Origin of the sequence: Burkholderia sp. 9779_493 (assembly GCF_015712215.1) — a bacterium.
Lineage (GTDB): Bacteria > Pseudomonadota > Gammaproteobacteria > Burkholderiales > Burkholderiaceae > Burkholderia > Burkholderia cenocepacia.
Window position 1 is genome coordinate 1 of record NZ_JACCQA010000011.1, and the last position, 19,150, is coordinate 19,150.

Below are 19,150 nucleotides of genomic sequence, written 5' to 3' on the forward strand. Positions count from 1 at the left end.
ACATTGGGGTGGCGGCCACTGGGGCGGCGGCCATCGGCACTGACCGGCGCGCGGCGACGTTGCGCGGGAGAGCATCATGAGGAACACGATTGTCCGAAGTCTGTGCGTCGTCCTGGCCGGCCTCGCGGCCGCGCCGGGCGTCGCCGATGCGCAGAGCAGCGCTTACACGAATTCGCCGGCCGAGCTGTTTGCCGGGCCGGCGCCCGATTATCCGGTGGTCGCGCAGATTCCGCCCGGCACCGCGCTCGACGTCTTCGGTTGCCTGAGCGACTACACGTGGTGCGACGTCGCCCTGCCGGGCGTGCGCGGCTGGATCGATGCGCAGTTGCTCGACTATCCGTACCAGGGCAGCTACGTGCCGCTGCTCGAATACGGCGCGATCATCGGCGTGCCGGTGACCGGGTTCGCGATCGGCGCGTACTGGGATCGCTATTACCGGCATCGCCCGTGGTATCCCGACCGCGATCGTTGGGCGCATCGTGCGGAGCCGAGGCTCGGCCCCGGCGGCATGCCGCCGGCGCAAGGGCGTCCGCAACCGGGCGCGCCGCTGCAGGTCGCGCCGGGCGGCTCGCCGCCCGTGCATGACACGCGGCCGTCGGCCACGCGTGGCGGCTGGAATGGCGCGAACCGCGTGCCGCCGCCGGCTGCGCCGACACCGGCGCCCACGCCGATGCCGGGCGGGATGGGTAATGCGCGCCCGGCCAGCCCGGCGGCGCCGACGCCGATGCCGGGCGGATCGGGCAATGCGCGTCCGGCCAATCCGCCGCCGGCCGTGCTGCACCCGTCGCCCGCACCGGGCGGCGAGGGCCGCACGATGCCTCAGCCCGCGCGCCAGGGCGGCTGGGGTGGCGGCGGTTATGCGCGGCCGCAAGGCGGCGGAAACGGCGGGGGCAACCACGGCGGCGGTGGAGGTGGCGGTCCCGACGAACTCCGTCACTGATGGCGTCGGTGCCGCGGATTTTCCGGCGCCAGACGAAAAAAAGCCGCTCCGGAGAGCGGCTTTTTGACTGGGCAAGCGCGGCGGGGCAAGACGCCACCGGTCGCCCGTCGCATGCGTCGTCAGTCGTCGAGCAGCGACAGATCGCGCACGGCGCCCTTGTCGGCCGACATGACCAGCTTCGCGTATGCCTTCAGCGCGGCGGACACCTTGCGCGGACGCGGCTGCGCCGGCTTCCAGCCCTTCGCGTTCTGCTCTTCGCGGCGGCGCGCCAGTTCCTCGTCCGACACCAGCACGTCGATCGTGCGGTTCGGAATGTCGATGCGGATCCGGTCGCCGTCGCGCACGAGGCCGATCGCGCCGCCCGCTGCCGCTTCCGGCGAGCAGTGGCCGATCGACAGGCCCGACGTACCGCCCGAGAACCGGCCGTCCGTCAGCAGCGCACACGCCTTGCCGAGCCCCTTCGACTTGATGTAGCTGGTCGGGTAGAGCATTTCCTGCATGCCCGGGCCGCCCTTCGGGCCTTCGTAGCGCACGATCACCACGTCGCCGGCCTTGACCTTGTCGTTCAGGATGTTCTCGACCGCTTCGTCCTGCGATTCGGTCACATGAGCGGAGCCTTCGAACACGAGGATGCTCTCGTCGACGCCGGCCGTCTTCACGACGCAGCCGTCGAGCGCGATGTTGCCCGTCAGCACCGCGAGGCCGCCTTCCTTCGAGAACGCATGCTCGTACGAGCGGATGCAGCCTTCGGCGCGGTCGAGATCGAGGCTCGGCCAGCGCGTGTTCTGGCTGAACGCGACCTGCGTCGGGATGCCGGCCGGGCCGGCCAGGTAGAACGTGCGGACCGCGTCGTCCTGCGTGAGGACGATATCCCATTGGTCGAGCGCATCCTTCAGCGTCGGCGCGTGGACGGTCGGCACGTCGGTGTGCAGCTTGCCGGCGCGCTCGAGCTCGCCGAGGATCGCCATGATGCCGCCTGCGCGGTGGACGTCCTCGATGTGGTACTTGTTCGTGTTCGGCGCGACCTTGCACAGCTGCGGTACGGTGCGCGACAGGCGGTCGATGTCCTTCATCGTGAAGTCGATGCCGGCTTCCTGCGCGATCGCGAGCAGGTGCAGGATCGTGTTGGTCGAGCCGCCCATCGCGATGTCGAGCGTCATCGCGTTCTCGAACGCCTTGAAGCCGACCGAGCGCGGCAGCACGCGTTCGTCGTCCTGCTCGTAGTGCTGGCGCGTCAGTTCGACGATGCGGCGGCCCGCGCGCTTGAACAACTGTTCGCGATCGGCGTGCGTGGCGACCACCGTGCCGTTGCCGGGCAGCGACAGGCCGAGCGCTTCGGTCAGGCAGTTCATCGAGTTCGCGGTGAACATGCCCGAGCACGAGCCGCAGGTGGGGCAGGCCGAGCGTTCGACTTCGGCGACGTCGGCGTCCGAATACGACTGGTCGGCCGCGATCACCATCGCGTCGACGAGGTCGAGCTTCTTCAGTTCGACGGTCTTGGTGACCGGGTTCGCGAGGCGCGTCTTGCCGGCTTCCATCGGGCCGCCCGACACGAAGATCACCGGAATGTTGAGGCGCATCGCGGCCATCAGCATCCCCGGCGTGATCTTGTCGCAGTTCGAGATGCACACCATCGCGTCCGCGCAGTGCGCGTTCACCATGTATTCGACCGAGTCGGCGATGATGTCGCGGCTCGGCAGCGAGTACAGCATGCCGTCGTGGCCCATCGCGATGCCGTCGTCGACCGCGATCGTGTTGAATTCCTTCGCGACGCCGCCGGCGGCCTCGATCTCGCGCGCGACGAGCTGGCCGAGATCCTTCAGGTGCACGTGCCCGGGCACGAATTGCGTGAACGAGTTGACGACCGCGATGATCGGCTTCGAGAAATCGTCGTCTTTCATGCCGGTGGCGCGCCACAGCGAGCGCGCACCTGCCATGTTGCGGCCGGCGGTAGAGGTTTTGGAGCGGTAAGTGGGCATGGTGATGGCTGAAGAAATATCGCGGGAAAAGGGTGGAGGCACGGGAATAAAGGCCTCTCTCGCGCCCGTGCGAACAACCTCTTGAGCTGCGCCCTGGGCAAACTCCGCGATTATCCCACAGCCGACGGGCCTGCGGCGCCGGCGGAAGCGGGCGGGCGGTGGGGGCGCGAGCCGGGCAGCGGCCGCGTGCGCCAAGCGCGCCGGGCCCGAAACGGGACGCACGCCATCTTCAGCGCAGCCGGACGGCGGCTTCCTCGCCCGTCCCGCCGACGATGAAGCCGCGCCGTGCCGCTCGAGCGTGCGTCAGTCGAGCAGCGTCAGGATCTCGTCGTACAGCGGCTTCGGAATCCGCACGCCGTTCGCGATGCTGCGCGCGCGGGCGTCGAAGCGTCGTTGCGACGGCAGCCGCGCGCCCTGCGCGACGATCGATTCGAACATCCGCTCGCCGCGCGCGAGCCCCGTGTCGAGCTCGTCGCCGAGAAATACCTTCGGATCGAACGCGATCACGAGTTCGCCGTGGCACGGCGTCGCGCCGACGCCCTCGTCGAAGTCCATCGATTCCCGGCTCGTCATGTCGCCGATCAGCGCGCCGCCGAGCAGCTCGACCATCGCCGCGAGCGCCGAACCCTTGTGGCCGCCGAACGTGCGCATCGCGCCTTGCAGCGCGGCCTTCGGGTCGGTGGTCGGCTGACCGTCCGCGTCGATCGCCCAGTGCGACGGAATCGCCTTGCCTTGCTTCGCGTGCAGCTCGATGTCGCCGCGCGCGATCGCGCTCGTCGCGAAATCGAACACGAACGGCTCGCCGCCCGGGCGCGGCCACGCGAACGCGATCGGGTTGGTGCCGAACACCGGTTCGCGGCCGCCTTCCGGCGCGACCCAGCTGTGGCTCGGGTTCATCGCGATGCCGACCAGCCCTTCGGCCGCGATCGCCTCGACCTCGGGCCACAGCGCGGAGAAGTGATAGCAGTGGTTGATCGCCATCGCGGCGATGCCGTGCTGCTTCGCCATCTCGACCAGCACGGGCAGCCCGGTCTCGAAGCTCAGCAGCGAGAAGCCGCGATGCGCATCGACCGCGACGATCGACGACGACAGCCGGCGCAGCGTCGGCACGGCTTGCGGATCGACCTTGCCTTTCTTCAGCGACCGCACGCAGACGAGCAGCCGGTACACGCCGTGCGAATGGCATTCGTCGCGCTGGCCCTGCGTGATCACGTTCGCGATGGCGCGCGCATGCGCGTCGGACATCCCATGGTGCGTCAGCACGCGCAACGCGAGCGCGTGGACTTCATCGAGCGACAGGACGACTTCGGTGGTGTGGTCAGCCATGGTTCACCTCGCGCGGGGCGGGCACGCCGTCGATGCGTTGCGGCACGTGCAGCGGATTGCTGCTGCGGATCGCGTCCGGCAGCAGCGCGTCCGGCACGTCCTGGTACGACACGGGCCGCAGGAAGCGCTCGATCGCGCGGGCGCCGACGGACGTCGTGCGCGTGTCGGACGTCGCCGGGAACGGGCCGCCGTGCACCATCGCATGGCCGACCTCGACGCCCGTGCCGAAGCCGTTGACCAGAATGCGGCCGGCCTTGCGTTCGAGCGTCGGACGCAGCGCGGCGAACAGCGCCGCGTCGCCGTCGGCGATGTGTGCGGCGATCGTCAACTGGCCTTCGAGCGATTTCAGCACACGATGCAGCGTGTCGGTGTCCGGGCAGCGCACGATCAGCGACGCGGGACCGAACACTTCGTCGCGCAATTCGGGGTGGGCGATGAATGCGTCCGCAGAGGTTGCGAGCAGCGCCGCGCGCGCCTGATGGCGGCCGCCTTCGACGCCTTCGGCCAGCAGCGCGACGGCCGAGTGATCGCGCAGCGCCGCGACGCCTTGCGCGTAGCTCGCATGGATGGGCGGTGTCAGCATCGTCTGGGCGGCGACGGCGCGTACGGCGTCGGCCGCTGCGGCTTCGAACGCGCGCAGCGCGGGGCCGTCGACCGCCAGCACGAGGCCCGGGTTCGTGCAGAACTGGCCGGCGCCGAGCGTGAGCGACGCGACGAACTGCGGCGCGATCGCATCGTGACGTGCGTCGAGCGCGGCGGGACACAGCAGCACCGGGTTGATCGAGCTCATTTCCGCATAGACGGGGATCGGCTCGGGGCGCGCAGCCGCGATATGCATCAGCGCGACGCCGCCGCGACGCGACCCGGTGAAGCCGACCGCCTTGATGCGCGGATCGGCGACGAGCGCCTGGCCGATCTCGCGCGATGCGTCGAACAGCAGCGAGAACACGCCGGCCGGCATCCCGCATTCGCGCGCGGCCTGCTGGATCGCGCGGCCGACGAGTTCCGACGTGCCCGGATGCGCGGAATGCGCCTTGACGATCACCGGGCAGCCGGCCGCGAGCGCCGACGCCGTGTCGCCGCCGGCCACCGAGAACGCGAGCGGGAAGTTCGACGCGCCGAACACGGCCACCGGCCCGACCGCGACGTTGCGTAGGCGCAGGTCGACGCGCGGCAGCGGCTTGCGTTCGGGGCGCGCCGGGTCGATGCGGGCGTCGAGAAAACCGCCGTCCCGCACGAGCGACGCGAACAGCGCGAGCTGGCCGACCGTGCGGCCGCGTTCGCCTTCGATGCGCGCGCGCGGCAGCCCCGTTTCGACGACGCAGCGCTCGATCAGGTCGTCGCCGAGCGCCATGATGTGGCGGCCGATCGCGTCGAGGAACGCGGCGCGTGCGTCGAGCGACGTTTCGCGATAGGTGTCGAACGCGTCGTCGGCGAGTGCGCACGCCGTTTCCAGATCGTGCAGGCTCGCGCCGCCGAACGCCGGTTCGAGCGGTGCGCCGGTGGCGGCGGCGATCGCATGGAGAGTGCCGTTCTGTCCGGCGACGGCCGACTGGCCGATCAGGAGCTGACCTGTGAGTTGCATGGTTTTCCTCGGAAAAAAGCCGGGCCGGGCGTGCTGCGCCCGGCCGCTGGAAGGGAGAAGGGCGCGCGCGTCAATCCTCGTCGTCGTCGAGTTGCAGCTTGTCGGTGCGCACGCCGGTGTTTGCGCCCCAGTAGTAGATGACGAGCGCGACGGCCGCGACGACGACCGTGTCGTACGGATGCGCGAGCCGGCCGGTGCCACCGAAGCCGCCGAGATACGACAGCACGATCATCGCCGCATAGAACGCGATCAGCCACGCGGACGAACGCACCTGCTCGGCGAGGCTCAGGTGCGCGGTCGGCACCCAGCGGCGGCACGCGAGATAGATCGCGAACATCACGATCTGCAGGCCGAGCAGCCAGGACACCGTGCTCCAGCCCGACCAGTAGACGATCAACGCGGCGATCACGAACGACGCGGGGCCGGTGAGGCCGAACGCGCTGGCGCGGAACGGCCGCGGCAGGTCGGGCGCGGTGCGGCGCAGCGCGGCGACCGACACCGGGGCGACCGCATAGCTGAGTACCAGCGCCGCCGACACGATGTTGATCAGCGCTTCCCACGACGGGAACGGCAGCGTCCAGAAGATCGCGAGGCCGAACGTGAGCCACAGGCCCGCGCGCGGGATGCCCGACGCTTCGTCGACGCGCGTGAACACCTTGAAGAAGGTGCCCGTCTTCGCCCAGCCGTAGACCACGCGCGGCGTCGCGTTCATGTAGATGTTGCCGCAGCCGCTCGGCGAGATCATCGCGTCGGCGACGACCATCACCGCGAGCCAGCCGACGCCGAGCGCGAGGGCGATGTCGCGGTACGGCAGCGAGAACGCCTTGCTCACGTCGTGCCAGCCGGCGGCGAGCATGGCCGTCGGGATGCTGCCGATGAACGCGAGTTGCAGCAGCACGTAGATCAGCGTCGACAGCAGGATCGACAGGATCAGCGCGATCGGGATCGTGCGCTGCGGATTGCGCACCTCGCTCGCGACCGACACGATCGGCGTGAGCCCGAGATACGCGAAAATGATGCCGCCGGCCGACACGGCCATCTCGATGCCCGGCATGCCGAACGGCGCGAAGCCGCGCACGGTCAGGTTCGCGGGCTTGAAGAACGTGAACAGCACCGCGATCACCGACAGCGGCACGATGAACTTGAAGATGCTGATGATGTTGTTCGCCTTCGCGAACGTCTTCACGCTCGAATAGTTCAGGTAAAAGAAGAAGCAGAGCAGCGCGGCCTGCACGAGCCAGCCGAGCGTGGTGGGGTCGCTCGATCCTTCGACCGTCAGCCCCGGAAACCATGCGGCCGCGTACTGGCGCGCGGCGACGACTTCGATCGCGATCAGGCTCGAGAACGCGATCAGCGTGATGAAGCCCATCAGGTAGCCGAGCAGCGGGCCGTGCGAGAACACCGGGTAGCGCACCACGCCGCCCGCGCGCGGCAGCGCGGCGCCGAGTTCGCAGTAGACGATGCCGAGCAGCAGCACCGCGAAGCCGCCGAGCAGCCACGAGAAGATGCCGGCCGGGCCCGCGATCGTCGACACGTGACTCGCGGCGAACAGCCACCCCGAACCGAAAATGGCGCCGAGACCGATGAACGTGAGATCGGTCAGCGACAGCTGTTTCTTGAACTTGCCGTGACCCGCGCCGGGGTGCGCGGAACGGGAAAGCGGGACAGACGGGTGTGCGTTGCCTTGGCCTGGCATGGGCTTGTCTCCTGGGGAATGTCGGTGCAGGCGCGCGTGGCGCGCTCCGACGGAGCAGCGCGCACGCCTGCCGGCCGGCGTCGCCCGGTTCGAACGACCGGGGCGGGCCGCGACCCGTTCACCGGCGGCGCGGGCTGGCGCCGCCGGTGAACGGGCCCGCAGGCCATGCCGGACCGCGGACGGCGACGAACAGGGGCAAGCCCGCGCGCCGCCGCAGGGGCGTCGATCAGAGACCGACGTCGGGCAGCGCCGGGCGCGTTTCGAGCGCCTTCGCGACGATGGCCTTCACTTCCGCGAGCGTGTCGCCTTGCAGCGCGAGGCGCGGCGGGCGCGTGATCGCGCTGCCGCGGCCGACCAGCTCTTCGCACAGCTTGATGCACTGCACGAGGTCGGGGCGTGCGTCGAGGTGCAGCAGCGGCATGAACCAGCGATACAGCGCGAGCGCTTCGTCGAAGCGCTTCTGCTTCGCGAGGCGGAACAGCGTCTCGCCTTCCTTCGGGAACGCGTTCGACATGCCCGACACCCAGCCTTCCGCGCCGACCGCGATGCTCTCGACCACGACGTCGTCGAGGCCCGCGAACAGCACGAAGCGATCGCCGACCGCATTGCGCAGGTCGATGAAGCGGCGCGTATCGCCCGACGAATCCTTGAAGCAGACGATGTTCTCGCAATCCTGCAACGCGATCAGCACGTCGGGCGTCACGTCGTTCTTGTAGATCGGCGGGTTGTTGTAGACCATCACCGGCAGGTCGGTGCTCGTCGCGACCGCGCGGAAGTGCGCGGCGGTTTCGTGCGGCTTCGCCGAGTAGACGAGCGCGGGCATCACCATCACGCCGTCGACGCCGACGCGCTGCGCTTCGCGCACCGTGTTGCGCGCGAATTCGGTCGTGAATTCGGCGATGCCGGCGATCACCGGAATCTTGCCGCCGGCCGCGTCGCGTGCGGCCTCGATGACCTGCAGCTTCTCGCTCGTCGACAGCGACGTGTTTTCGCCGACCGTGCCGCAGACCACGAGGCCCGACACGCCGTCGTTCACCAGGTTCTTGACCACGCGGTGCGTGGCGTCGATGTCGAGGGAAAAGTCCGGCTTGAACTGGGTGCTGACGGCCGGGAAAACCCCGGTCCACTGAATGGCGTTTCGGCTCACTGAAATCTCCTACGTTCGTATCGGTCGGCCGACGGGTGTGTCGGTGTGGCAACCAGTATCGCCGCGCAAACGCCCATCACGCTTGAGTCGTATCGCGGAGCAAAATGACGAAATCGGCACAGTGGCCGGCAGGGGCGGGAGGGGCGCATCGCACTATGCCGATTTCGTCGTCGTCCTCATCGAAAAGCCACAAGCGGACGGACGCGCGACGGAGGAAGCTATGCTCCTTTCCCCACTTCGGACGGCTCATGATGAAGCGCATCCAGATCATCGATTCGCACACGGGCGGCGAACCCACTCGGCTCGTCGTGTCCGGCTTTCCGTCGCTCGGCAACGGCACGATGGCCGAGCGGCGCGACGTGCTCGCGCGCGAGCACGACCGTTACCGCACCGCGTGCATCCTCGAGCCGCGCGGCAGCGACGTGCTGGTCGGCGCGCTGCTGTGCGACCCGGTAGCGCCCGACGCGGCGGCCGGCGTGATCTTCTTCAACAATAGCGGCTATCTCGGGATGTGCGGGCACGGCACGATCGGCGTCGTGCGCACGCTGCATCACATGGGACGCATCGCGCCGGGCGTGCACAGGATCGAGACGCCGGTCGGCACCGTCGAGGCGACGCTGCACGACGACCTGTCGGTCAGCGTGCGCAACGTGCCCGCGTATCGCCACGCGCAGGGCGTCGCGCTCGACGTGCCGGGATACGGCCCCGTGAAGGGCGACATCGCGTGGGGCGGCAACTGGTTCTTCCTGATCAGCGACCACGGGCAGCGCGTCGCCGGCGACAACGTCGCGGCGCTCACCGCGTATACGTCGGCCGTGCGCGAAGGGCTCGAACGCGCGGGCATCACCGGCGCGAACGGCGGCGAGATCGACCACATCGAGCTGTTCGCCGACGATCCCGAGCACGACAGCCGCAGCTTCGTGCTGTGCCCGGGCCTCGCGTACGACCGTTCGCCGTGCGGCACCGGCACGAGCGCGAAGCTCGCGTGCCTCGCGGCCGACGGCAAGCTCGCACCGGGCGCCGTGTGGCGGCAGGCGAGCGTGATCGGCAGCGTGTTTCACGCGAGCTACGAACGGGCCGACGGCGGCATCGTGCCGACGATTCGCGGCAGCGCGCACCTGAGCGCGGAAGCGACGCTGCTGATCGAGGAAGACGATCCGTTCGGCTGGGGCATCGGGTCGTGAGCGAAACGAAGACCGACGTCGTCGTGATCGGCGCCGGCATCGTCGGCGCGGCGTGCGCGCACGAACTCGCGCAGCGCGGGCTGCGCGTGTTCGTCGTCGACGACGCGAGCGGCGGCGCGACCGGCGCGGGCATGGGGCACCTCGTCGCGATGGACGACAACGCGGCGGAGCTCGCGCTGAGCCATTACTCGATCGAACTGTGGCGCGCGTTGAGTGGCGAGATGCCCGACGGCTGCGCATACCGCAACTGCGGCACGCTGTGGCTCGCGGCCGATGCGCACGAGATGGATCTGGCGCGCGCGAAGCAGGCGACGCTCGCCGCGCACGGCGTGGCCGGCGAGCTGATCGACGCGGCGGCGCTCGCGCAACTGGAGCCGATGCTGCGCGCGGGCCTCGGCGGCGCGCTGAAGATTCCGGGCGACGCGATTCTCTACGCACCCGTCACCGCGAACTGGCTGCTGCAGCGCGCGCCGCGCGTCACGGTGCGCCGCGAGCGGGCCGTCGCGGTCGATGGCCCGAGCGTGACGCTCGCAAGCGGCGACGTGCTGCGCGCGGAGCGCGTGGTGGTCGCGAACGGCGTCGCGGCGCGTACGCTGCTGCCCGAATTGCCGCTGCGCCCGAAAAAAGGGCATCTGCTGATTACCGACCGCTATCCGGGCCATGTGTCGCACCAGCTCGTCGAGCTGGGCTATGCGGCGAGCGCGCACGCGAGCGACGGCACGTCGGTCGCGTTCAACGTGCAGCCGCGGCCGACCGGTCAGTTGCTGATCGGCTCGTCGCGCCAGTTCGACACCGAGGACGCGCAGGTCGAGCCGCCCGTGCTCGCGCGCATGCTGCGCCGCGCGGTCGGCTATCTGCCTGCGCTGGCCGACCTGAACGGCATCCGTGCCTGGACCGGCTTTCGCTCCGCGAGTCCCGACGGCCTGCCGCTGCTCGGCGAGCACCCGGCGCGGCCGGGCGTGTGGCTCGCGGTCGGGCACGAAGGGCTCGGCGTGACGACCGCGCCGGGCAGCGCGCGGCTCGTCGCCGCGCTGATGGCCGGCGAGCGGCCGCCCATCGAGATCGAACCGTATTTGCCGGGACGCTTCCTGACCGCGTCCCCCGTAGCTGGAGCGCTGACATGAAACCATCCCCACGCTTACTTCGTTCGCCGTCGACCGGCGTTGGCGCTTCAGCGCTTACGCCGGTCCCATGCAAGGTGCCTCCGGCGGGGGCCGTCAGCCGCCCACGGCCGGCTTTGCAAAGCCGGCCCGCTACGCAGGCGCAGAGCGATGCGCTGCGAATTCCCTGCTACGCCCTTGCGGCGGCCCGGCGGAGGCTGAGATGAAACGACCCCCACGCTCACTTTGTTCGCTGCCCCCCGCGGGGGCGGTCAGCCTCCTTGGGGCGGCCCGGCGGAGGCGGACATGATCATTCATCTGGACGGCCGCGCGCTGACGGTGGCCGACGGCGCGACCGTCGCGGCCGCCGTCGCGGCGAGCGGCGACGACATGACGCGCGTGTCGTGCACGGGTGCGGCGCGTGCGCCGTTTTGCGGAATGGGCATCTGCCAGGAATGCCGGATGACGATCGACGGCCGGCGCCGGCTGGCGTGCCAGACGCTGTGCCGCGACGGCATGCAGGTGGAGCGCACGCGATGAATCAGGAACGATTGAGCGTCGACGTCGCGATCGTCGGCGCGGGCCCGGCCGGGCTGTCGGCCGCACGAGCCGCCGCGCGCAGCGGCGCGACGGTTGCGATCGTCGACGACAACCCGCGCGCGGGCGGGCAGATCTGGCGGCAGCCGGCAGCGTCCGCACCGACGCCGGCCGCCGCCGAACGCCTGGCCGTGCTGCGGCAGCCGAACGTCACGCATCTCGCGGCGACGCGCATCGTCGCCGAAACGCAGCCGGGCACGCTGCTGCTCGAGGACGACGAACGCGGGCTGCTGCTCGATTTCCGGACGCTGATTCTCTGCTGCGGCGCGCGCGAGCTGCTGCTGCCGTTTCCGGGCTGGACGCTGCCGGGCGTGACCGGCGCCGGCGGCTTGCAGGCGCTGATCAAGTACGGGTTGGACGTGCGCGGGCAGCGCACGGTGATCGCGGGCAGCGGGCCGCTGCTGCTGGCGAGCGCGGCGACGGCCCGGCACGCCGGCGCACGCGTGTCGCACGTGCTCGAACAGGCCGCATGGGGCGACGTCGCTGGCTTCGGCGCGGGGCTGTGGCGCTGGCCGTCGAAGCTCGCGCAGGCCGCGAAGCTCGTCACGGCTGCCTATCGGCCGGCTGCGTACGTCGTCGAGGCATTCGGCGACCAGCGGCTCGAACGCGTGCGGATTCGCCAGGGCGATCGCGAATTCGACGTCGACTGCGACCGGCTCGCGTGCGGCTTCGGCCTCGTGCCGAATACCGTGCTGCCGCGTCATCTCGGCTGCCGGATCGAGCACGGCGCGGTGGCGGTCGACGCACACCAGCGCACGAGTCGCGACGGGTATTTCGCGGCGGGCGAGTGCACGGGTGTCGGCGGCAGCGAGCTGGCGATGGTCGAAGGCGAAATCGCCGGCTATGCGGCGACCGGGCAGACCGACCGACTGGCCGCGCTGGTCGCACGCCGCGCGCGCTGGCAGGCATTCGCGGATGCCGTGCGCGAGCGCTTCGCGATCCGCGAGCCGATCCGCCGGCTCGCGCGAGCCGACACGCTGCTGTGTCGTTGCGAAGACGTGCGGTTCGATGCGGTCGCGCGGGAACCGGGCTGGACGGTCGCCAAACTGCAGTCGCGTTGCGGGATGGGCGCATGCCAGGGCCGCGTGTGCGGCGCGGCCGCGCAGGCGCTGTTCGGCTGGACGCCGCCGGCGCCGCGCACGCCGCTCGTGCCCGCGCGGGTCGGCACGCTGATGCTCGACGGTACGGGGCCCTGCGACGGCGCATGATGCGTGCGGCGTCGCGGTGAAGCGGTCCGGTTCGCGCCGGGCCGCGCCTTTCATTCCACCTTCACTTTCTCCCATCCGCCAACCTGCGGCGCCGCACAGGCGCGCAGACACTCGATCGTCGCGGCCACGGCCGCGCGGTTCGCGCTGTCGGGGTGCCAGTACATCGATACCGCGCCCTGACCCTCGAGTTCCATCGGCAGGATGCGGATCGCGTTCAGTTGCGCGAAGCGCCGCGCGGCGCGGTGCGACGCGACGCCGAGCAGATCGGTGTTGTTCAGCAGCGTGAGGTTCAGGATCGAAGAATTCGATTCGACGCAGTGCGGCGGCTGCGCGCGGCCGGCGGCGTGCAGCGCGGCTTCCAGCGCATTGTGGACGGGCGTGCCCGCCGGCCACACGATCCACGGATAGGCGAGCACGTCGTCCCAGCCGAGCGACGTCGCGCCGGCCAGTGCGTGGTCGGGCCGCGCGACGAACACGACCGGATCGACGTACAACGCTTCGGCATGCAGCAGCGGATCGACGGACGTCGAACCCGAACGGCCGACGACGATATCGAGTTCGCTGCGCGCGAGCTGCGGCATCAGCTGGTTCATCGTGCTTTCGGTGAGCCGCACCTGCGCGCGCGGCATGCGTTTCAGCAGCTGCGACACCGCGAACGGCACCGTGTCGGCCGCCGCGACGCCCGACGTGCCGATCGTCACGAGGCCGCTGCCGCCTTCGCGCAACGCGGCCATGTCGTCGCGCGCGATGTCGAGCTGCGCTTCGACGCGGCGCGCGTGCTCGATCAGCGCTTCGCCGTAAGGCGTCGGCCGCAGCCCGCGCGCATGCCGCTCGAACAGCGGCAGCCCGACATCCTCTTCCAGCTCCTTCAGCCATTTCGACAGCGCCGGCTGCGTGGTCGCGAGCGCGACCGCCGACTGGCTCAGATTGCCGGTGCCGGCCAGGCTCAACAGTACCTGCAGATGCCGCAGCCGCAGCCGGTGGGTCCAGTCCATTGCATGCCTCGTTGCAGGTAGGTATATCCAGAAATATATGGATCAGATGATTTGACCATTTTACCGGGTATGTCTGCGTCGAATATAAATCTGCTGACGGACTGCAGTACGGTCCCCGCCCCGACATAGCGCCGACCCGATCGGCCGACCCGCAGGAGACATCATGACGACCCATCCGGACGCGACACGCGCCGCTTACTACGCACGAATCGCCGAGCAGCGCCTGGCGCCGCTGTGGGAATCGCTGCACAACCTCGTGCCGACCTCGCCGCAGCCGGCCGCGCAGGCCGCGATCTGGAAGTACGCACAGATACGCGACCTCGTGATGCAGGCCGGCAGCGTGATCAGCGCCGAAGAAGCGGTGCGTCGCGTGCTGGTGCTCGAGAACCCTGGGCTGCCGGGCAAGTCGAGCATGACGCCGAGCCTGTACGCGGGGCTGCAGCTGATCCTGCCGGGCGAGATCGCGCCGAGCCACCGTCATACGCAGTCGGCGCTGCGTTTCATCGTCGAAGGGCGCGGCGCGTGGACGGCCGTGAACGGCGAGCGCACGACGATGCATCCCGGCGACTTCATCATCACGCCGTCGTGGGCGTGGCACGACCACGGCAATCCGTCGGTGGAAGACGGCGGCGAGCCGGTCGTGTGGCTCGACGGGCTCGACATCCCGCTGCTCGCGCACCTCGACGCCGGTTTCGCGGAGAACTTCCCGGAAGCCGTGCAGCCGGTGAATCGTCCGGAAGGCGACAGCTTCGCGCGCTTCGGTCACAACATGGTGCCGGTGCGGCATCGCGTGAGCGATCCGACGTCGCCGGTGTTCAGCTATCCGTATGCGCGCAGCCGCGAGGCGCTCGACGCGCTGTACCGGAACGGCGAACTCGATGCGTGGGACGGCGTGAAGCTGCGCTACGTGAACCCCGCGACGGGCGGCTGGCCGATGCCGACCATCGCCACCTTCATGCAGTTCCTGCCCGCGGGCTTCGACGGCCGCACGTATCGCAGCACCGACGCGACGATCTATTGCGTCGTCGAAGGCCGCGGCGCCGCGCTGATCGGCGACCAGGCGTTCGCGTTCGCGCCGCACGACATCTTCGTCGCGCCGTCGTGGGCGCCGGTGCGGCTGTCGGCGTCGTCCGACAGCGTGCTGTTCAGCTATTCCGACCGGCCCGTGCTGTCCGCGCTGAACCTGCTGCGCGAAGCGCGCGACTGACGCCGACGGCCGTCCACGATCCGTTTTCCGCGCGCCGCCGAAGTCGCGGCGCGCGCCCCTTCATTCATGTCTACGCTGGAGCCGTTCATGACTTTCGTATTCCCGCCCGAAGCGCCGGTAGCGCTGCCCGTTGCCGGCAGCGATGCCCGATTTGCGGTTCGCCGCGTCTATTGCGTCGGCCGCAACTACGCGGCCCATGCGCGCGAGATGGGCTTCGATCCCGATCGCGAGCCGCCGTTCTTCTTCTGCAAGCCCGCCGATTCGATCGTGCCGGTGGCGTACGGCGAGACGCTCGATCTCGCGTATCCGTCGCAGACGCAGAACTATCACTACGAAGCCGAACTCGTCGCGGTGATCGGCAAGGGCGGTTCGGACATTCCGCTCGAACGCGCGCTCGACCACGTGTGGGGCTATGCGGTCGGCCTCGACATGACGCGCCGCGACCTGCAGATGAAGATGCGCGAGATGGGGCGGCCGTGGGAAATCGGCAAGGCGTTCGACCGTTCGGCGCCGCTCGGGCCCGTGCATCGGGCGAGCGACGTCGGACATGTCGAGCAGGGCGGCCTGTGGCTGACCGTCAACGGCGCGACCAGGCAGAAGAGCGACGTGTCGCACCTGATCTGGTCGGTCGCGGAAACGGTGGCCGACCTGTCGAAGTTCTTCCGCCTCGAACCGGGCGACGTGATCTTTACCGGCACGCCCGAAGGGGTCGGGCCGGTGGTCGCGGGCGACGTGATGAAGGTCGGCGTCGAGCGTCTCGGCGAGCTGACCGTGCGTGTGGTCTGACGCCCGTTCGTCGCTTTCCTCGAAAGGTCACATCGTGCAACTGCATAGCTTCTTCAACAGTTCGACTTCCTACCGGGTGCGCATCGCGCTCGCGCTGAAAGGGCTGCCGTACGACACGCTGCCGGTGAACATCCGCACCGGCGAGCATCGCGACGCCGATTACATCGCGCAGGTGAACCCGTCGGCCGCGGTGCCGGCGCTGACCGACGACGATTTCCGTCTCGGCCAGTCGCTCGCGATCCTCGATTACCTCGACCAGATCCAGCCGACACCTCGGCTGATTCCGCTCGAACCGCGGCGCCGGGCGCGCGTGCTGGAACTCGCCGCGCTGATCGCGTGCGACATCCATCCGGTCAACAACCTGCGCGTGCTGCGCTATCTCGACAGCGAGCTGAAGGTCACGCCGCAACAGAAGAGTGCGTGGTACCGGCACTGGGTCGCGGAAGGGATGGCCGGCGTCGAGCGGCTGCTGGCCCGCGCGAACGCGGGCCCGTGGTGTTTCGGCGATGCGCCGACGCTGGCCGACGTGTGCCTGGTGCCGCAGGTCGCGAACGCGTTACGGATGGGTTGCGACCTGAGCGCGTATCCGCGCTGCCTCGCGGTGGTCGAGCACGCGCGGCACGAACCGGCGTTCGAGGCCGCGCAACCGCAGCGGCAACCGGACTACGTCGCGTAACACGAATCGCGTCATAGACGCGGGAGACGAACATGGGCGAGACAATCAACAACGGCCGGCGCGTACTCGTGATCGGCGGCGGTATCGGCGGGCTCGCGACGGCGCTGGCGCTCGCGCGTCAGGGCATTCGCGTGAAGCTGCTCGAACAGGCCGAACGGATCGGCGAGATCGGTGCGGGCATCCAGCTCGCCGCGAACGCGTTCAACGCGCTCGATGCGCTGGGTGTCGGCGAGGCGGCGCGCGGTCGCGCGGTGTTGACCGACTGGCTGCAACTGATGGATGCGATCGATGCACGCGAGGTCGCGCGCATCGATACGGGCGCCGCGTATCGCGACCGTTTCGGCAATCCGTATGCGGTGATTCATCGCGCGGACATTCACCTGTCGATCTACGAGGCGGTCAAGGATCACCCGCTGATCGAATTCCGGACGAGCACGCAGGTGTGCGGGTTCGAGCAGGACGGCAACGGCGTGACCGTGATCGACCAGCACGGCGAACGCTATCGTGCCGACGCGGTGATCGGCTGCGACGGCGTGAAATCCGCGATCCGTCAGGCGCTGATCGGCGATGCGCATCGCGTGACGGGCCATGTCGTGTATCGCGCGGTGGTCGAGGTCGACAACATGCCGAAGGATTTGCAGATCAATGCGCCGGTCGTATGGGCCGGCCCGCATTGCCATCTGGTTCACTATCCGCTGCGCGGCGGGCGCCAGTACAACCTGGTCGTCACGTTCCACAGCCGCGAGCAGGAGACCTGGGGCGTGCGCGACGGCAGCAAGGAAGAAGTGCTGTCGTACTTCGACGGCATCCATCCGCTGCCGAAACAGATGCTCGACCGGCCGACGTCATGGAAGCGCTGGGCGACCGCCGACCGCGATCCGGTCGAGCGCTGGAGCGCGGGCCGCGCGACGGTGCTCGGCGACGCCGCGCATCCGATGACGCAATACATCGCGCAGGGCGCGTGCCAGGCGCTCGAGGACGCGGTGACGCTCGGCGCGGCCGTTGCGCAGACCGACGGCGATTTCGAGGCCGCGTTCGCGCTGTACGAACGCGTGCGGATTCCACGCACCGCACGCGTGCTGTATTCGGCGCGCGAGATGGGGCGGATCTACCACGCGAAGGGCGTCGAGCGGCAAGTGCGCAACGGGCTGTGGGTCGGGCGCACCGACGCGCAGTTCTACGACGCGCTCGACTGGCTGCACGGCTGGCGTGCGGAGGATTGCCTGAAGACGGCCGCATAGCGCACCCGTTCAGCCCGATTCCGGCGGCGCGCATTTCAACGACAGACGACGCGCGCCGCCTTCCTGGAGGAGACACCATCATGGCCGATACGCTGTCCATCGACGTCAGCGAATGGATCGACCGGCATCGCATTGCGCCGTTTCAGGCCGCGATCGTCGTCCTGTGCTTTCTGATCGTCGCGATCGACGGATTCGATACCGCGTCGATCGGGTTCATCGCACCCGTCATCCGCGCGGAATGGGGCTTGTCGCCCGCGCGGCTCGCGCCGGTATTCGGCGCGGGGTTGGCCGGGCTGATGGCCGGCGCGCTCGTGTTCGGGCCGTTCGGCGACCGGTTCGGCCGCAAGCGCCTGCTGCTCGCATGCGTCGCGTGCTTCGGCATCGCGAGTGCCGCGTCGGCGAGCGCGGGTAGCCTGACCGAGCTGATCGTGTGGCGCTTCGTGACCGGGCTCGGGCTCGGCGGCGCGATGCCGAATGCGATCACGCTGACGTCCGAATACTGCCCGGCGCGCCGTCGCTCGCTGCTCGTGACGACGATGTTCTGCGGCTTCACGATCGGTTCCGCGCTCGGCGGGCTCGCGGCCGCGTCGCTGATCGAGCACCACGGCTGGCGCGCGGTGCTGGTCGTCGGCGGCGCAGCACCGCTGCTGCTCCTGCCGCTGCTCGCGTGGCGACTGCCGGAGTCGGTGCGCTATCTCGTCAACCAGGGCGCGCCGTCTGCGCGGATCGCGACGATGCTCGGCCGTATCGCACCGGATCCGCATCTCGCGCATGCGTCGTTCATCGCGCCCGCCGGAAAGCCGGCCGGGTCGCCGCTCGGCCGGCTGTTCGCCGCCGACCTGCTGCGCGGCACGCTGCTGCTGTGGCTCACGTTCTTCATGAGCCTGCTGGTCATTTACCTGCTGTCGAGCTGGCTGCCGACGCTGCTGCGCACGACTGGCGCGACGCTGCAGACGGCCGCGCGCGTGACCGCGATGTTCCAGGTCGGCGGCACGCTCGGCGCGATCATTCTCGGCTGGCTGATGGACCGCTTCGATCCGCATCGCGTGCTGGCCTGCAGCTATGCGGCGGCCGGTGCGTGCGTCGCGGCGATCGGCGTGTTCGCCGCGTCGCCGTGGGGTGCCGCGCTCGCGGTGTTCGCCGCCGGCTTCTGCGTATCCGGCTCGCAGGTGGGGGCGAACGCGCTATCGGCCGCGTTCTATCCGACCGAGTGCCGGACGACCGGCGTGAGCTGGGCGAACGGGATCGGTCGCGGCGGCTCGGTGGTCGGCTCGATGGCGGGCGGCGCGATGCTGGCGATGGGCGTGCCGCTGTCGACCGCGTTCGCCGTCGTTGCCGCGCCATGCGTGATCGCGGCGGTCGCGGTACTGGCGCTCGGCGTGGTGCGCGCGGGCGTGGTACGCGCGGCGGCCGCCGACGGAATGGCGGGCAGGCAGGCCTGATCGAAGGAGGGGCGGCCGGATTGCCGGTCCGGCAAGCAGCG

General features: G+C 69.7%; 16 protein-coding genes. 10 read left to right on the forward strand and 6 right to left on the reverse strand.

The window, feature by feature from the left end; genetic code table 11:
- The first annotated feature begins 76 nt into the window (after positions 1-76).
- Positions 77-940 (forward strand): SH3 domain-containing protein, encoded by an 864-nt coding sequence (locus H0X95_RS13175; RefSeq protein ID WP_059723207.1) that lies wholly within the window; start codon positions 77-79, stop codon positions 938-940.
- Positions 941-1,059: 119 nt separating this feature from the next.
- On the opposite strand, the gene ilvD is transcribed toward H0X95_RS13175, so the two are convergent.
- From ilvD to H0X95_RS13200, 5 genes are all read right to left on the reverse strand, one after another.
- Positions 1,060-2,919, reverse strand: a complete 1,860-nt coding sequence (ilvD, locus tag H0X95_RS13180) for a dihydroxy-acid dehydratase (RefSeq protein WP_012493271.1) — start codon at positions 2,917-2,919, stop codon at positions 1,060-1,062.
- Positions 2,920-3,222: 303 nt separating this feature from the next.
- Positions 3,223-4,245: an Ldh family oxidoreductase gene (locus tag H0X95_RS13185; RefSeq protein WP_006495060.1), complete on the reverse strand. Its 1,023-nt coding sequence runs from the start codon at positions 4,243-4,245 to the stop codon at positions 3,223-3,225.
- Entirely contained in the window at positions 4,238-5,830 is a 1,593-nt protein-coding gene (locus tag H0X95_RS13190) for an aldehyde dehydrogenase (NADP(+)) (protein ID WP_059723211.1), read from the reverse strand. Before H0X95_RS13190 ends, H0X95_RS13185 begins: the two co-directional genes overlap by 8 nt.
- A 70-nt stretch (positions 5,831-5,900) precedes the next feature.
- Entirely contained in the window at positions 5,901-7,526 is a 1,626-nt protein-coding gene (locus H0X95_RS13195) for an APC family permease (RefSeq protein WP_059723214.1), read from the reverse strand.
- Between the two features lie 226 nt (positions 7,527-7,752).
- On the reverse strand, positions 7,753-8,673 hold the full coding sequence (locus tag H0X95_RS13200) for a dihydrodipicolinate synthase family protein (RefSeq protein WP_006484863.1): 921 nt from the start codon (positions 8,671-8,673) through the stop codon (positions 7,753-7,755).
- A 251-nt stretch (positions 8,674-8,924) separates the two neighbouring features.
- Between H0X95_RS13200 and H0X95_RS13205 the strand changes: the two genes are divergently transcribed.
- The 4 genes from H0X95_RS13205 (at position 8,925) to H0X95_RS13220 (ending at position 12,762) form a co-directional block, all read left to right on the forward strand.
- Complete coding sequence (locus H0X95_RS13205; RefSeq protein ID WP_059723495.1) at positions 8,925-9,857, forward strand: 4-hydroxyproline epimerase; 933 nt, start codon at positions 8,925-8,927, stop codon at positions 9,855-9,857.
- Positions 9,854-10,981, forward strand: coding sequence for an NAD(P)/FAD-dependent oxidoreductase (locus tag H0X95_RS13210; RefSeq protein WP_059723218.1), 1,128 nt, complete (start codon positions 9,854-9,856; stop codon positions 10,979-10,981). The genes H0X95_RS13205 and H0X95_RS13210 overlap by 4 nt, the downstream gene beginning before the upstream one ends.
- Positions 10,982-11,263: 282 nt before the next feature.
- Positions 11,264-11,497, forward strand: coding sequence for a 2Fe-2S iron-sulfur cluster-binding protein (locus tag H0X95_RS13215; protein ID WP_006491351.1), 234 nt, complete (start codon positions 11,264-11,266; stop codon positions 11,495-11,497).
- On the forward strand, positions 11,494-12,762 hold the full coding sequence (locus tag H0X95_RS13220; RefSeq protein WP_012493272.1) for an NAD(P)/FAD-dependent oxidoreductase: 1,269 nt from the start codon (positions 11,494-11,496) through the stop codon (positions 12,760-12,762). The genes H0X95_RS13215 and H0X95_RS13220 overlap by 4 nt, the downstream gene beginning before the upstream one ends.
- A gap of 50 nt (positions 12,763-12,812) precedes the next feature.
- Here H0X95_RS13220 and H0X95_RS13225 read toward each other — a convergent pair whose 3' ends face one another.
- Positions 12,813-13,757, reverse strand: a complete 945-nt coding sequence (locus H0X95_RS13225) for a LysR substrate-binding domain-containing protein (protein WP_006488716.1) — start codon at positions 13,755-13,757, stop codon at positions 12,813-12,815.
- Between the two features lie 163 nt (positions 13,758-13,920).
- Between H0X95_RS13225 and gtdA the strand changes: the two genes are divergently transcribed.
- The 5 genes from gtdA to H0X95_RS13250 all read left to right on the forward strand — a co-directional run bounded on the left by gtdA (position 13,921) and on the right by H0X95_RS13250 (position 19,109).
- Complete coding sequence (gene gtdA / locus H0X95_RS13230) at positions 13,921-14,964, forward strand: gentisate 1,2-dioxygenase (RefSeq protein ID WP_006488719.1); 1,044 nt, start codon at positions 13,921-13,923, stop codon at positions 14,962-14,964.
- Between the two features lie 87 nt (positions 14,965-15,051).
- Positions 15,052-15,750: a fumarylacetoacetate hydrolase family protein gene (locus H0X95_RS13235; RefSeq protein WP_006488722.1), complete on the forward strand. Its 699-nt coding sequence runs from the start codon at positions 15,052-15,054 to the stop codon at positions 15,748-15,750.
- Between the two features lie 34 nt (positions 15,751-15,784).
- Positions 15,785-16,426 carry a maleylacetoacetate isomerase gene (gene maiA, locus H0X95_RS13240; protein ID WP_196446076.1) on the forward strand — a complete coding sequence of 214 codons (642 nt, stop codon included), beginning with the start codon at positions 15,785-15,787 and terminating at the stop codon, positions 16,424-16,426.
- A 32-nt stretch (positions 16,427-16,458) separates the two neighbouring features.
- Positions 16,459-17,667: a 3-hydroxybenzoate 6-monooxygenase gene (locus H0X95_RS13245; RefSeq protein WP_034202470.1), complete on the forward strand. Its 1,209-nt coding sequence runs from the start codon at positions 16,459-16,461 to the stop codon at positions 17,665-17,667.
- An 80-nt stretch (positions 17,668-17,747) separates the two neighbouring features.
- On the forward strand, positions 17,748-19,109 hold the full coding sequence (locus H0X95_RS13250) for an MFS transporter (protein WP_059723230.1): 1,362 nt from the start codon (positions 17,748-17,750) through the stop codon (positions 19,107-19,109).
- Positions 19,110-19,150: the final 41 nt, after the last annotated feature.